Here is a 14,637-nt window from a genome sequence, read left to right as displayed (position 1 = left end):
CGCGAACTGATCCGGCGCGCCATGCTGGACGCGGTGGACCGGATCGCGAAGGGGCGGACGGCGGACGTGATGAAGTCGGCGGTCGAGGCGCTCCTGGCGATCCGCCTTCAGGGGGGAATCGAAAAGAACTGGCCCTCCGCCGGCGCCCTCCAGGCCGTCAAGGATGCCACGAAAACCCTCAAGGACGCCTTCAAGGAGGTCAACGACGACCTTCCCGTCTTCGACGAAGAGATCGAGAGGCAGCATCTGGCGGTGGCCCGCGCGATGTTCCGGACGGCGCGGCGGGTGGAGGCCGGCTACGACGAGGCGAAGCGCCGTCGCTCGGCCCTCGATTTTGAGGACCTCCAGATCCGCGCCCGCGACCTCCTGCGGTCCGACGCCCGCGTCCTCAAAACCTGCCGCGGCGCCTACCGTGCCATCCTCGTCGACGAACTCCAGGACACCAACCTCCTGCAATTCGAAATCGTGGACCTGCTGACGAGCGCGGCCGGGAAGTTTACCCGCCGTGGCGGGCGCGGCGAGGCGGGGCCGCTGCGGCCTGGCGCGTTCTTCGGCGTGGGCGACCCGAAGCAATCCATCTATCGGTTCCGCGGCGCGGAGATTGAGGTGTTCGAGCGTGCGCTCGGGCGCGTCGGTGCGAAGGGCAAAAAAGGGCTCGCCAAGAGTTTCCGGCTGAACAGGGGCATCGCGGGGCTGGTCAACCACCTGTTCCCGCCGCTGATGGGCGACCTGTACGAGCCGATCGAACCCGCCCACGAGCAGAAGAATGAGGTCGCGGCCGAGTGGCTCCACGCCATCGGCCCCGAAGGCGAAGGTCTCCGCGCCGAAGAAGGCTACGCCGCCGAAGCCCAGCAACTGGCCGAACGCATCCACGCGATGTGCACCGAGGGCGACGTCCGGGTGTGGGACGACGGGCAAAAAGTTTGGCGTCCGGCAACGTATGGCCGTCGTCGCCGGCAGCGGGTTCTACAAGCAGCAGGAAGTTCTGGACGTGCTGAACCTTTTGCGGGCGCTGGAGGATCCGTCGGACGATCTGGCGGTGGCGGGGGTGCTGCGGTCGCCCTTCTTCGCCGTCAGCGACGAAGGGCTGTACCGCCTGCGGCGCCTGGGCGGCACGCTCCTCGGGGCGCTCGAGCCGGCGGCCGAGGCGTCCGGCTTCGAGGCCGAGGACCAGCGCGGCCTGGCGCGGGCGGCCCGCCTCCTGCCCGACTGGGCCCGACGCAAGGACCCGATGGGCCTGGCCCACCTCCTGGACGAGGTGGTGTTCGATTCCGGCTACGCCGCCGCCACCGTCGCCGGCTTCGGGGGCGCGAGGGCCTATGCGAACCTCAGGCAGATGGCGGAACTCGCTCGCCGCTTCGAACGGCAGGGCATGGCGTCGCTCGGGGACTACATCGATTACGTCAGCGATTTCATGCAGAGCGAAATGCGCCAGGAACAGGCCGCTATCGACACGCCGGAGGACGGCTCCGGCGGCGGCAGCGTCCGCCTCATGACGATCCACAAGGCCAAGGGCCTGGAGTTTCCGATCGTGGCGATCCCCGACCTGGGCCACGCCTCCCGCGGGCCGCGGGCCGACTACTTCATTCACGCGGCGACGGGGCTGGCGGTCCGTCTCCGCGACGACCAGGGCGAGACGGCCGCCTCTTGTGCCCTGGCCCTTGCCCGCCGCGAGGCCAAGCGGGCCGAGGCCGACGAAGCCATCCGACTCCTTTACGTGGCCATAACCCGCGCAAAGGATTATGCAATTTTCTGCTCCCACCAAGCGTATACGATCGTGCAGACCCTGACGTGGCAGGACGTCCTGGCCACAGGCACAGGCCTGCCAGCGAACTTGGAAGAGGGATCCCGCGTGGTGACGCTTCCGGGAAGTTGCACGGTGCGTGTGTCCGCGTGTGCGCCGGGGCGAGACTCCGCCCACCACGGCCGGCGGCGCGTGGGGCCGAGAGACGTCTTCGCCTCGGGCCGCGTGCGCTGGGATGTGGTGCGCAGCCGGGCCCAGACGGCTCCGCGGGGAAGGCTCGCGCGGGTTCTCGAGCAGGTTTCGCCTGCCGAGCCGCCCGCGCGGCCGCCGCAGCGCGTGGCGGCGACGGCCCTGGACGTGTACCGCCGGTGCCCCGCGGAGTACTGGTGGACCCATGTCCTCGGGGTCGAGGCGCCCGAGCCGGAGGCGGACACGCTCCGGGCGCCGCAAGCCGGGGAGATTTTCCTTTCGCCGCGCGAGCGCGGCCTCCTTTACCACCGGGCGTTGGAATTGGCGGTTTCGCCGGACGACGAGGACATCCGCCGGGCTGTCGAGGGGGCGCTCCGGCGGGCCGATGGTGGCCCCGGACCGTGGCGCCGTCGGCTCGCGCGGGATGCGACCGAGGCGGTTTCGCGGTTCTGGGCTTCCGACCTGGGCCGCCGCGTCGCCTGTGCTAAAGCGGCTTACCGGGAAATGCCTGTCCTGTTGCGGCTGGGCGAGACGGAAATACATGGAATAGTGGACCTGGTGCTGGAGAACCCGGACGGACAGTGGGAACTGGCGGACTACAAGAGCCGTCTAGCGCCGGATGAAACGGGCAAGCCGTCGGTCGAGGCCTATCGCCTTCAGTTGGGCCTGTATGCGATGGCCGTCAGCCGGTGGGCGGGCCGGCCCGCATCCAGATGTTCCATATATGTGATTGACTCAGGGACTTTAGTCGAGTATCATCCCGCCGGCGGCCTGAAAGCGGCGGAAACCGAGGCGCACGAGGTGCTCTCGGCCATCGCCGGCGGCCGGTTCGAGTGCCGCCATACGAAAAAATGCAGCCACTGCCGGCTCGGTCGGCTGTGCGACTACGGACGTGCCGGGTGAGGAAATAATTTTTGAAGGGGCCCTAATTCTACAACGCTATCTCAACGCAGAGATCGCAGAGAGCGCAGAGAAGAAATAGGGGAACGACCGAATGACAAGAAGCGGTCTTGGCTGTTTTCGCCTCTCCCAAGATTTTCTGTTCTCTGCGTTCTCGGTCCCGGCGCGCCGGGATTGAAGAACACCGCGTAGTAGTATTGAGCGGGGATGAACCAGCCCGTGCTCCCGCCCGCCCTTCATGGCCGGATGGCGGGCAGCGGGACCACGGCCATCTTGCCACCTCCGAACAGGCGCACGCACGTCGTGTCTCCATCCTCGCCCGGCGGAAAGACGCCGCGGTACATCGCGCTCCCCAGCAACCGTTCCTGCGCTCGCCGCGCCAGGTCCCCCTGGTCGAGGGGAACCCAGACGGCCTCGGCCTCCGTCTTCGTCAGGTTCACGAGGTGGTACGCCAGGGGCCAGACGCTCACGCTCGGGGCCGCCAGGTACACGATCCGGCCGCTGACGCGCCCGTCGGCCAAGTGGTGGTGCCCCGTCAGCACCGCCAGGACGTTCGCGTGGCGGGCGAGCACCTGGCGCACCGCCTCCCCATTGTCCACCAGGAGGTCTCGCCACGCGCTTCCCTCATCCAGCGGATGCAGCGCCATCAGGCCGTGGTGCGCCGCCACGAGCACAGCCTTGTCCTTGTGCTCGGCGAGCGTCCGGTCGAGCCACTCCAGTTGCTTCGCGTCGACGTGGCCTTTGCCCCGCCCGCCCGCCGCCGTGTCCAAGCCCACGAGCATAAGACCGGGCAGGACCTCGCGGCACCAGTAGCCTTCCGGCCCGTCGAAACCGTGGCCCTGGAACGCCCAGAGGACGCTCGTTCGGCTCAAGGCGGGGGCGTCGGCGGCGCCAGCCGGGCCGTCGTGGTCGCCGAGGACAACGTAATAAGGAACGGCGAGTTCCGCGAGGATCGCCTTGGCGCGGTCCAGACTGAGGGCGTCGGCCTGCGCGAGAAGATCGCCCGAGAGGACGACGAAGTCGAGGTTCTTCTCGGCGTTCAGTTGCGCGACGGCGCGCCGCAGGAGCGTTTCGGAGTCCTCGACCAGGGCCGCCTCGGCCTCGACCCCCGGCGAAGCGGAGTAATAAATCCCCGCCAGGTTGGCGAACTTGACGCGGCCGCCCGGCACGCTCGGCGCGCACCCCGCCACCGCGGCCAACACCAGGATCACCAGCCCGCAAAGCGACCGACGCATCGCCCGCCTCCTCTCCGCCGCGCCCGTCTGCCGTAGTCCCGATTCATCGGGACGAAGGCGGATCGACCGGCGGGCATTATATCATCCCCTGAGGCGCCGTGGAAGCGGCGGGCCGGCGGCCCGGGAATCCTTCGCCGCCCTCTCGCCGCTTTTCTTGCCGTGATTTAACCGCAAAGAACGCGAAGAGCGCAAAGGGAGGATGGGAGAACAACCGCAAGACTAAGGAGCAAGGAACAAACCAGGTTGCTGTTTGAAATCGTTTGGTCGTTCCCCAAATCTTTTCTTTGCGTGCTTTGCATCCTTTGCGGTTGAAACAAGCCTACTGCGCCCGCGGGTCGAAAGCGTCTCTGAGCCCGTCGCCGACGAAGTTCAGGCCCAGGAGCGTCGCCCCCAGAAACGCGCACGGAAACACCATCAGCCACCAGTACGCCTGGACCGGGTTCAGGGCCCCCATCGCGTCGGACGCCAGCGTCCCCCAGGAGGCCAAGGGCGGCGGCACGCCGAGCCCGAGGAACGAAAGGAACGATTCCTGGAGGATCGCCAGGGGCACGGTGAGCGTCGCGCAGACGAGGATGGTGCCGGCGAGGTTCGGCATCATCTCGCGGAAAATAATCCTTCCCGTGCGGGTCCCCATGGCCCGGGCCGCCTGGATGAACTCCGCCTCGCGAAGCGCGAGCACCTGGCCCCGCACGACCCGCGCCATTGTCAGCCAGGAGACGCCCCCGATCGCCAGGAAAAGGGCCGTCACGCGGACCCAGGCGTACTGCTCCGCGAAGAGCACGAGCAGAAGGATGACGAGCAGGACGTACGGCAGGCCGTAGAGGACGTCCACGACGCGCATCATGAGCGTATCGACGCCGCGGCCGACGTACCCGGCGACGAGGCCCCAGACCGTGCCCACGAGAACGCTCACGACCGCCGCCGCCAGGCCCACGCCGAGCGACACGCATCCGCCGACGAGCGTCCGCGCCAGCATGTCGCGGCCGAGCGGGTCGGTCCCGAAGGGGCGGAAGGGCACGAGGCTGGGCGGCTGGGGATGGATGCCGGGGAGGGAAGTGCGATACGGCTCCGGCTCGCCGCGCCAGGCCGCAAGGCGATCCTGGACGAGTCCCCCAATCGCCGCGGCCACAATCGCCACGAGGACCACGAGGCCCGCCAGCGCAAGCCGGTTCCGCCGGAATCGCCGAAGCGCCAGGCGCGTCGGCGACAGCGCCGGCCGGACGGCTCCTGCCATGCCTCGCCGCACGGCCGGATTGTCGAACGACGGGTCAGTCATAACGGATCCTCGGGTCAAACCACGCGTACGCGATGTCCACGAGGAGATTGAAGGCGACCAGGAGCACGGCATAGAGGAGGACCGTGGCGAGGATGAGCGGATGGTCGCGGTGCAGGGCCGAGTCCACGAAGTGCTGCCCGACGCCGGGAATCGCAAAAATCTTTTCGACGACGAACGATCCGCTGAACACCGCCGCCGCCGCGGGACCCAAATACCCGAGGACCGGTAGCCAGGCGTTCCGCAACGCGTGGTCCAGGAGCACGGTCCGCTCGTGCAGGCCCTTGGCGCGTGCGGTGCGGATGTAGTCGGCCGAGAGAACCTCAAGCATCCCCATCCGCACGAGGCGCGCGATGTACGCCGCGGGCAACGCCGCCAGCGCGAGGGCCGGCAAAATCAACTGGCTGGGCCTGCCCCATCCGCCCACGGGGAGCCAGCGGAGCCAGAACGAGAAGATCGCGAGCAAGAGGGCCGCAATGACGAACGACGGCTGGCTGACGCCGACGAGCGCCCCCGCCATGGCGGAATAATCGGCGAGCGACCGGGGGCGTGCAGCGCTCACGACCCCCGCCGCCGTGCCGGCGACGACCGCCAGGCTCAGAGCGCAAATGCCGAGCGAGAGGCTCACGGGAAACGCCGGCGCGAGGATGTCGTGGACGACGTTCCGCTCCGGGTATCGGATGGAGTTCATGCCGCGAAGGGTCGCCAGGTCCCACGCGTAGCGGAAATACTGATAGACGGGCCGGTCGGCGTAGTACTTTTCGATCCGGGCCTGGAGAACTTCGGGCGGCAGGCCCTTTTCCTGGACGAAGGGGCTGCCCGGCGCGGCCCGCATCATGAGGAAGGCGACCGTGTAGATGATGAGGAGCGTCGGGATGAAGTACAGGAGCCGCCTGAGAATGTAATGGAGCATCGTCGTCGCCTCGCGGGTCTGGCGCGCCGCTCAGCATAGCCCGCGGGCGGGCGGTTGGCAAGGGGTGCGCGGGGCTCCGGTGCGAGAGACACTGCGAATCCGGGTAGGCGCACGCGGCCGGGGGACAGTATGATGGCTGTCCAATCGCCCGGCGGCGGATGGTCTCGCGGGCGTTTCGAATGGAAGCGGAGGCAACGATGGAATGGTCCGGGATGTGGCGGATCGTGGCGACGGCAGCAATCCTGATGGTGAGCGGACCGCGCGTGCCGGCGGCCGACATGGGGCCGGGCGTATCGGTCGTGACAGACGCGAATCCCGGCGCGCCGGCGGTCCACGGGGCGGCGAAAATCGTGGCGGCGCTCGAGGCCAGGGGCGTCGCGGTGGAAAAGGCCGAGACGATCGAAGCAGCACGGGGAAAAATAATCGTGGTGACGGGGTTGGCGACGGGGTCCGGCGCGGCTGGGGAACTGGTCAAGGCCGGCAGGCTCAACGTGCCGCCGGCAAAAGAAGGTTTGCTGGTGAAGCGGATGGAGATCGGCGGCAAGGCGGGCGTGCTTGTCGCGGGGTCGGACGACCGGGGGGTGATGTACGGCAGTCTGGACGTGGCGGATCGGATCGGATGGTCGGCGGATAGCGCGCAGCCCTTGAGCGAGGTGCGGGACATCGTGGAGGCCCCCTACGCCCCGGAACGCGCGGTGTCGCTGTACACGATGAACCGCGCGTATTTCGAGAGCCGCTTCTACGACAGCGCGTACTGGGAACGGTATCTGGACATGCTCGCCACCAACCGGTTCAACACGCTGGCGGTGATCTTCGGATACGAGAATGGCGGGTTCCTCGCGCCGCCGTATCCGTACTTCTTTGACGTGGAGGAGTTTCCCGGCGTGCGGATGGAGGGGATCACGCCGCAGCAGCAGAAGCGGAACCTCGATGCGCTGAATCGGCTGATAGGCATGGCGCACGCTCGCGGGATCTCGGTGACGCTGGGGATTTGGGATCACATCTATCGCGGCGGGGTGCAGGCCAACGCGACGCCGGGCTCGGAACGCGCGCTCCAGGAGCCCACGCCGAACCTCGTGTGGGGCGTGACGGCGGAGAACCTGGTGCCGTACACGAAGGCGGCATTGGCGAAACTGTTCCGCCTGGCGCCGGAGGTGGACGCCATCCAGTGTCGGATGCACGACGAATCGGGCCTGAAGATGAGCGAGCAGGTGGGGTTCTGGAAAGAGGTTTTTGCCCTGATGAAGGAGCACGCTCCGAAGATGCGTTTCGACGCGAGGGCGAAAGGACTGCCCGACGAGGTGATCGAGGCGGGGATCGCGAGCGGCGTTCACGTCCGGGTGACGACGAAATACTGGATGGAGCAGATGGGGATGCCGTTCCATCCGACACACATCAACCCGCCGGACCAACGCAACCGTCGGCACAGTTACGCGGACCTGCTGCGCTACCCGCAGCGGTACAAGATGCACTGGCGGATGTGGAACGGAGGCACGGCGCGCGTGCTCGTGTGGGGGGATCCGGATTACGCGCGGCGGTTTGTCGAGAGCACGCGGCTGTACGACGGCGACGGGTTCGAAATCAACGAGCCTTTGTGCACCAAGATGCAGGCCCAGGCCCATGACCTCAAGCCGTTCGACCTGCTGAACGCCAAGTACCGCTATTACGATTACGAGTTTGAGCGGTACTGGCATTTCTTCCAGGTGTTCGGCCGGCTGGGATACAACCCGGCCACACCTGCGGAGGTGTGGGAGCAGGAATTCCAGCGGCGGTTCGGCGCGGAAGCGGGGCCGCATGTCGCGAAGGCGCTCCACCGCGCCAGCGCCGTGTTGCCGCGCATCGTGGCGGCGTGTTACCCGTACAAACTGTTTCCGATGACGCGCGGCTGGGCGGAAAAGCAGCCGCTCGGAGACTTGCCGAAGTACGCCCAAGCCGAGGGGAGCGACGTGGCGCAGTTCGCGAGTTTCGACGAGGAGGCGGAGAACCTGCTCACGGGCGGCGAAACCGCGAAGGTGCGCCCGCCCCAGACGAGCCGGTGGTTGGCGAAAGTCTCGCAGGAGATCGCGTCCGAGGTGGCGGCAGCGGAAAAGAAGGCCGGCGATCCGCCGGGCAAGGAGTTCCAGAGCACGGTCGTCGACCTGAACATTCTGTCGAATCTGGCGGCGTTTCACTCGCGGCGGATTCCGGCGGCGGTGGCCTACCGCCTCTACATTCGCAGCGGCGACGTGGCGGCATTGGACGAGGCCGTCGCCCACGAGCGCCTGGCCGTGGAAGCGTGGCGGCGACTGGTGGCGGCAGCGGGGGACGTCTACACGGATGACCTGGCGATGGGGAACCGGCGGGCGGGTCTGTGCGGCCACTGGAAGGACGAACTGGCGGGGTTGGAAAGCGGTCTGGCGGCCCTGGAGCGCGATCGCGGCGAGATCAAGGGCGGCACCAGCCAATCCGCCACGGCGGCATTGAAGCGCCTGGCCGAGGCGATGGCGCGCGAGGCGCCGTCCCCGCAGGTGCGACATCAGAGCGTCGGCGAACTGACTGTCGGCGAACCGCTCACCGTGACGGCGACGGTCCGCGCGGAATCGGGCGTCCAATGGGTCCGCCTGCGCTATCGCAGCGTGAACCAGCACCTGGACTACGAGACGCTGCCCATGCAGCCGACCCAGCGGCCAGACGAATACCAGGCCGTCGTGCCGGCCGACCAGATCGACCCGCAGTGGGACTTCATGTACTACATCGAGTTGATGGACAATCGGGGGCGCGGGCGGATTTACCCCGACCTGGAGGAGCAGACGCCGTATGTCGTCGTGAAACTGCGGCGATGAAGTTGGTGCGGCGCGACCAGCGGCTGGCGAACTTCCACCCGCGGGTCCGCAAACGCGCCGGAAGAAACGCTGCCCGCGCGGCGGCGGCGCGGTCCTTCTCATCCTTTGACTCGTCGAACCGCGCCAGGTCGACGGCCCCGAGGATCTTCGAGGCATAGTAGTTGCCGAGGTGGGCCATCGCCTCCAGGTCGCCGAGCGTAGCGGCGGGGAAGGCTTGATATTCCACGGGGCGGGCGGCAGGGTGCCGCCAGACCACGTGGCAGGGCGGCTGACGGTCCCGACAAGGAGGACGGCCATGATCCGACTGAGCATGCACACGGACAACTGGCGGTGCCTGAGCGGCTCGTTCCGGCAGGCGGTGGAGGCGGCCAAGCGGTTCGGCTTGGAGCATATCGAGTTCGGCGTCGTCGACGGGCAGGACTTTGTCGAGGGCCTGGGTTACAGCCCGGCCGTCTCGCTCGACTCCAACCCCATCCGCCTCCGCCGCTACCTGGAGGCCCAGGGCCTGCGGCCGTCGCAGATCGACGCCGCGTACCCCATCACCGGCCCCCTGGGGGCGACGTTCGCCGTCCGGTACGTCCAGCGGGCGATCCAGTTCGCGGCGGCCATCGGGTGCCCGTTCGTCGACACGACCGACGGCCAGTTCAAGCCCGAGGGGTACACGGACGAGGAGGTGATGGCGATCACGAAGGAGAGTTACCGCCAGATCCTGGAATGGGCCGAGGACTACGCCGTGACCGTCAATATCGAGACGCACGGGCCCTACACGACCGATCCGGAGATCCTGGACCGGATGCTGAACTTCTTCGACACGCCGCGCCTGCGGTTCAACCTGGACACGGGGAACACGTTCATCGCGGGCAGGAACCCGGTGGACTTCCTCAAGCGGTTCCTGCCGAAACTGAGTTACATGCACGTCAAGGACGTGAGCGCGTCGCTGGCGGCGGCGATGCGGGGCGAGGAGACGGGCATCGCCATGTCGGAATCGCCGATCGGCCAAATCGCGGCGGCGTAGGAAGGGAGGGCACGATGCGGCGCGGGATGGCGATCGGGGCGGCGGGCGAAATAGGGGACTGTCCCGAATTTTGTCCGAATTTCCGATTGGCGCGGGGTTCAGATGGACACGGGGCTGCGGCTGTGCATCGCCGAGGCGTCCAAGACCGCGGCAGCCGACGCGATCGACCTTGCGGCGCTTGACGGGTACAAGGAGGCCGCGTAAGATGGCATTAGGCTCGCCCGGATGGCGGGCCGGATGGGGCTTCGGAGCAGGGTCGCGCCGAACCCCAAATTCCACCCGCTTTCGGGACGCGACCCCCTGCGGCACGAAAGGGCAATACCATGACTATACGCAACTTGTCTTCCGGATGTCCGATGCACGGGCTTTCGCGGCGCACGTTCCTGGGGGCTTGCGCGGCCTGTGCGGGCGCGGCTGTCCTGGGCGGGCCCCGGGCTGCGCTGGCGGCTGAGGGCGGCAAGGTCCGCATCCGCGTCCTCTATTCGCTCTATGCACCCAAGCAGCCCCGGCCGACCTGGCCCCACATCGGCTTCGACTTCGTCCCCGTCATGGAACGGTTCAACACGGGCCTGGCGGCCCAGGTCCCCAACTGCGAGTTTCTACCTGCAATGGCAGCCGGGCCGGAAGAGGCTGCGAAGATCGTCGAGCAGGACAAGGACGCCAACATCGACGGCTACCTCGTCTTCCAGATGAACAACTGGCCCAAGGTCGTCCAGACTGCAGCCGCCACAGGCAAGCCCACCCTCTATGCCGATTTCACGTACGCCGGCAGCGGCGGGTTCATGGTGTACACGGCGGCGTTTCTGAGGCAGAAGGCGGCCAACGTGGGCTTTGTGGCCTCGTCGCGGATGGAGGACCTGGTGGAGGCCGTCAAGTGCTTTGAGGCGGCGCGCGGCAACCCCGGGTTCGATTTTGCGGCGGCCACGGCCAAGGTCCGCCGCGACCGCACGCCCAAGCCCGGAGACCTCGCCTGCACGCCCGACCCCGTCAAGTGCATCTCAACCGAGGAGTGCCTTGCGCGGATGAAGGAATCGAAAATCCTCGCCGTCCGCAGCCAGGAGGCCGGCCCAGCGGCGCCCGTCGGGGGCATCCCGATGGAAAACGTGTCGTTCGCCGAGGTCAACGAGGCCTGGAAGGCCGCCGACAAGGACCAGGCCCGCGAGGCGGCCGACCGCTGGCAGAAGACCGCGGCGTCGGTCGTCGACGTGTCGCGCGAAACGCTCGAGACGTCGGCGGCGATGTACCTGGGCATGAAGGAGGTCCTCAAGAAGCGCGGGGCCAACGCGATCACGATCAACTGTCTCGGAGGGTTCTACGGCGGACACATCCATGCGTATCCATGCCTGGGGTTCCACGAACTGAACAACGAGGGGCTCGTCGGCGCGTGCGAGTGCGACGTGCGGTCCACGGCCACCATGGTGGCGATCACGGCCCTGACGCAGGGCCGGCCGGGCTACATCTCCGACCCGGTCATCGACACCGCCAAGCGCCGGATCATCTACGCCCACTGCGTGGCATCGAACAGGGTGTTCGGGCCGCAGGGCCCGGCGAACCCCTTCCACATCCTCACCCACTCCGAGGACCGGCAGGGGGCGTCCGTCCGCTCCATCCTGCCGCCGGGTTACATGACGACGACCCTCGAAATATGGCCGGATAAGAAGGAAATGCTCTTTCACCAGGCCAAGGCCGTGGGGAACGACCCCGACGACCGCGCGTGCCGCACCAAACTCGTCGCCGAGCCGGTCGGCGACATCGAGAAACTCTTCGCCGAGTGGGACCGCTGGGGCTGGCACCGCGTTACGTTCTACGGAGACCTGAAGGCGCCCGTCTCCGCCCTGGCGGAGGCGATGGGATGCAAGGTCATCGAAGAGGCGTGATCGTAGCCAGTGCACCTTGCCGAGCCGCGAACGTAAGTGAGCGGCGCGCCGTTGTTAGTCGCCGCACTCGAAGCAGCAGTCGATGATGTCCTGGAGGGGCGCGGTGGCAACGCAGATGGCCGTGTCGGCCGCGCCGTAATAGACCTTCACTTCGCCGTCCGGTTCGACGATGGCCCCGCCGACGAACACCACGTTGCCGATGTCGCCCACGCGCTCGTAGATCTCGCGCGGGCTGAGGATGGGCGGCAGGCAGCGGCCGACCACCTTCGCCGGGTTCTCCAGGTCCAGCATGACGGCCCCCGCGCGGTAGATCGGGCCGCCGCTCGTCATCCGCACGCCGTGATAAATCTCCAGCCAGCCGCGATCCGTCTTAATGGGCGGGGCGCTCGCCCCGACGCGGTACGAATCCCAGTAGCGGTCGCGCGGGCCGAAGACCCATTCGCTGCGGCCCCAGTTCACGAGGTCCGGCGAGTACGAGATCCACACGCTCCCGATGCCCCGCCCGATCGGACGGTCCAGCCGCGCATACAGGCCCCCGATCCTCTCCGGGAACAGCACGCCGTCCTTGTTCCCGTGCCCGGAGATGAGCGCGATGCGCTCGAAGTGGTGAAAGTCTTCCGTCCGCGCCAGCGCAATCCGAGGCCCGAACCGCGAGACCGCCGTGTACACAATGTAGTACCGCCCCTCCAGGCACGTCAGACGCGGATCCTCGATGCCGCGCTCCTCCCAGACGACAAACGGGCCCCGGCGCGCGGGGAGCATGCAAGGCTTGGCCTCGACCGTGAAACGCAGGCCGTCCTCGCTCCGCGCCAGTGCCAGGAACGAGTACCCCTGCTGGCCCTCCACGCGGACGATCAGACGGTACTCCCCGTCGATCCGCACCGGCGTCCCGTTGAAAACCGTGTTGCACCGGTACGGGATGTCGCGCACCGTCAGGATCGGGTTCTGCGGCCAGCGGTGCAACAGGTCGCGTCCCATGCGTGCCGGCATCGCTAGAACACCTCCGACTTCTCGCAGCAGGTTCGCACGATCGCGTCGATCGGCGCCGTGCCCAGGCAGAGGCAACTGTCGGACCCCGCGTAATACAGCGAAAGGGTTCCGTCCTTCTCGACCAGTGCGCCGCACGAGAAGACGAGGTTCGGCACGTCGCCGATCCGCTCGTAAGATTCGCGCGGCGAAAGGATCGGAATGTTGCACCGCGCGATGACGCGCGCCGGATTCTCGCGGTCCAGAATCGCCGCCCCGAGCCGAAACAGCGGACCCCCGGCCGTCTCCTTCACCCCGTAGTAAATCAGAAGCCATCCCGCCTCCGTCAGGACAGGCGGCGGCCCGGCGCCAATCCGGTCGGCGTCCCAGTAGCCGCCGCGCGGCGTCATCACCACCGTCGCATCGCCCCAGTACACCAAGTCGTCCGAGTAACTGATCCAGATGCTCTGCGATTCGTCCGGACGCTCCAGCAGCGCGTAGCGCCCCTTGACCTTCTCGGGAAACAGGATGCCGTTCTTCGTGTCCGGCTGGTTCAGAAAACCCAGGCGCTCGATCGTGTTGAAATCGTTCGTCCGCGCCAAACCGATCCGGTGCCCGTGGTCGCCTTCCGCCACATACGTGATATAGTACGTGCCGTCCAGCGCCGTAATGCGCGGGTCCCGGACGCCCAGGCTTTCGTACTCCGCGAACGTCTCGTCCCGCGCCGGACGCATGAAAGGTTGCTCGTCCACCTGGATCCGCCGGCCGTCCCTGCTCCGGCCCAGGTATAGCGCGTACTGACCCTCCAGCGATTCGACCGTAATCAGGAACCAGAAACCGTCGTCGTGCCGCAGGACCGCCGCATTGTGAATGTCGCTACACTGGAACGGCACGTCGCGGAGCGTCAGGATCGGGTTGTCGGGCGACCGATGGATGACATCGCGCCCCTCAGCTTTCGCCATACGCCGCCCTTTCACATCCTCGCGCCGGATGCCTCCGCCCGGTGCGCACGGGTCCGTACTCTTATCGGCCAACCGCACGCCGAAGTTTGAACGTTTGGCCGAGGTCAGCCGGTCCGCGCGGTGCGCGCGACCTTCACCAGCGACACGACCGCCCCGACGACACAAGCGACCACCACCGGCGCGACCCCGACGATGCGCCCCAGGACCGCCCCCCCCACCGCCGGTGCGAGCGCGTTGCCCGCCAGGCCTGCCGCCGGACCGACGGCAAAGCCCGCCCCGATGAGCCCCTCGTGCGCCCCTCCCGCGTCGACCGACGCGTTCTTGACGACCATCGCGTAGTAGAGGGCCGCGTAGTACGTCATCCCCGCCGAGACGCCGAACACCAGTTCACCCAAAAGGACCACCGCCACGCTCGGACCGAACACGGCCAAAAAGAAACCCGCCGGCAGCCCCGCGATCACCCAGGCCAGCGGCTCCCATCGGTGGTGCCAGCCCCGCCAGACATGGAGCGCCAGGAACGTCAGGCTCCGAAACACATCCAGTTGGGCCGCCAACGCCGTCGCCACCACCACGTTCGTGACGCCCAGGCCCTCAAAGATACCCGGCAGGAGCGCGGCGAGGATCCACATCAGGGAGTACTTCGACAGCATCGACCAGCGGCTCGACACAAGCAGCCCACGGTAACGCGCCATCTCGAGAAGGTTCGGCCGTTCCGGATGGTCCTGCGGCAGGTGAACCGCT

Annotated in this window: 11 protein-coding genes; 4 read left to right on the top strand and 7 right to left on the bottom strand. The window is 67.5% G+C overall.

Annotation, left to right across the window (positions count from 1 at the left end):
• Window positions 1–918 (bottom strand): hypothetical protein (locus NTX40_09765; protein MCX5649363.1); only part of this gene is annotated, 918 nt, incomplete at its 3' end.
• A 22-nt stretch (window positions 919–940) separates the two neighbouring features.
• Between NTX40_09765 and NTX40_09760 the strand changes: the two genes are divergently transcribed.
• Window positions 941–2,836, top strand: coding sequence for a PD-(D/E)XK nuclease family protein (locus NTX40_09760; protein ID MCX5649362.1), 1,896 nt, complete (start codon window positions 941–943; stop codon window positions 2,834–2,836).
• Window positions 2,837–3,069: 233 nt separating this feature from the next.
• Here the strand turns inward: NTX40_09760 and NTX40_09755 are convergent, their stop codons facing one another.
• The 3 genes from NTX40_09755 to NTX40_09745 form a co-directional block, all read right to left on the bottom strand.
• Window positions 3,070–4,068, bottom strand: coding sequence for a metallophosphoesterase (locus NTX40_09755; GenBank protein ID MCX5649361.1), 999 nt, complete (start codon window positions 4,066–4,068; stop codon window positions 3,070–3,072).
• 319 nt (window positions 4,069–4,387) lie between these two features.
• Entirely contained in the window at window positions 4,388–5,344 is a 957-nt protein-coding gene (locus NTX40_09750; protein MCX5649360.1) for an ABC transporter permease, read from the bottom strand.
• Window positions 5,337–6,254 (bottom strand): ABC transporter permease, encoded by a 918-nt coding sequence (locus tag NTX40_09745; GenBank protein ID MCX5649359.1) that lies wholly within the window; start codon window positions 6,252–6,254, stop codon window positions 5,337–5,339. The genes NTX40_09750 and NTX40_09745 overlap by 8 nt, the downstream gene beginning before the upstream one ends.
• 179 nt (window positions 6,255–6,433) lie before the next feature.
• Here NTX40_09745 and NTX40_09740 point away from each other — a divergent pair, with 179 nt between their 5' ends.
• The 3 genes from NTX40_09740 to NTX40_09730 all read left to right on the top strand — a co-directional run bounded on the left by NTX40_09740 (window position 6,434) and on the right by NTX40_09730 (window position 11,968).
• Window positions 6,434–9,076, top strand: coding sequence for a hypothetical protein (locus NTX40_09740; protein MCX5649358.1), 2,643 nt, complete (start codon window positions 6,434–6,436; stop codon window positions 9,074–9,076).
• A 295-nt stretch (window positions 9,077–9,371) separates the two neighbouring features.
• Window positions 9,372–10,091, top strand: coding sequence for a sugar phosphate isomerase/epimerase (locus NTX40_09735; protein MCX5649357.1), 720 nt, complete (start codon window positions 9,372–9,374; stop codon window positions 10,089–10,091).
• 323 nt (window positions 10,092–10,414) lie between these two features.
• Entirely contained in the window at window positions 10,415–11,968 is a 1,554-nt protein-coding gene (locus NTX40_09730; GenBank protein ID MCX5649356.1) for a hypothetical protein, read from the top strand.
• 54 nt (window positions 11,969–12,022) lie between these two features.
• Here NTX40_09730 and NTX40_09725 read toward each other — a convergent pair whose 3' ends face one another.
• From NTX40_09725 to NTX40_09715, 3 genes are all read right to left on the bottom strand, one after another.
• Window positions 12,023–12,958, bottom strand: a complete 936-nt coding sequence (locus NTX40_09725) for a glycoside hydrolase family 130 protein (GenBank protein MCX5649355.1) — start codon at window positions 12,956–12,958, stop codon at window positions 12,023–12,025.
• 2 nt (window positions 12,959–12,960) lie between these two features.
• Entirely contained in the window at window positions 12,961–13,896 is a 936-nt protein-coding gene (locus NTX40_09720) for a glycoside hydrolase family 130 protein (GenBank protein ID MCX5649354.1), read from the bottom strand.
• Window positions 13,897–14,000: 104 nt separating this feature from the next.
• Window positions 14,001–14,637 (bottom strand): hypothetical protein (locus NTX40_09715; protein MCX5649353.1); only part of this gene is annotated, 637 nt, incomplete at its 5' end.

The sequence above is a fragment of the Planctomycetota bacterium genome (assembly GCA_026387035.1).
GTDB lineage: Bacteria > Planctomycetota > Phycisphaerae > FEN-1346 > FEN-1346 > JAPLMM01.
This window is presented reverse-complemented; position numbering and strand designations above follow the sequence as displayed.

What these genes read in the sequence shown, in the direction of transcription:
- NTX40_09740 (MCX5649358.1), top strand. Translation starts at nt 6,434, where the DNA reads ATGGAAGCGGAGGCAACGATGGAATGGTCCGGGATGTGGCGGATCGTG.
- NTX40_09760 (MCX5649362.1), top strand. Translation starts at nt 941, where the DNA reads ATGGCCGTCGTCGCCGGCAGCGGGTTCTACAAGCAGCAGGAAGTTCTG.
- NTX40_09755 (MCX5649361.1), bottom strand. Translation starts at nt 4,068, where the DNA reads ATGCGTCGGTCGCTTTGCGGGCTGGTGATCCTGGTGTTGGCCGCGGTG.
- NTX40_09750 (MCX5649360.1), bottom strand. Translation starts at nt 5,344, where the DNA reads ATGACTGACCCGTCGTTCGACAATCCGGCCGTGCGGCGAGGCATGGCA.
- NTX40_09730 (MCX5649356.1), top strand. Translation starts at nt 10,415, where the DNA reads ATGACTATACGCAACTTGTCTTCCGGATGTCCGATGCACGGGCTTTCG.
- NTX40_09725 (MCX5649355.1), bottom strand. Translation starts at nt 12,958, where the DNA reads ATGCCGGCACGCATGGGACGCGACCTGTTGCACCGCTGGCCGCAGAAC.
- NTX40_09745 (MCX5649359.1), bottom strand. Translation starts at nt 6,254, where the DNA reads ATGCTCCATTACATTCTCAGGCGGCTCCTGTACTTCATCCCGACGCTC.
- NTX40_09735 (MCX5649357.1), top strand. Translation starts at nt 9,372, where the DNA reads ATGATCCGACTGAGCATGCACACGGACAACTGGCGGTGCCTGAGCGGC.
- NTX40_09720 (MCX5649354.1), bottom strand. Translation starts at nt 13,896, where the DNA reads ATGGCGAAAGCTGAGGGGCGCGATGTCATCCATCGGTCGCCCGACAAC.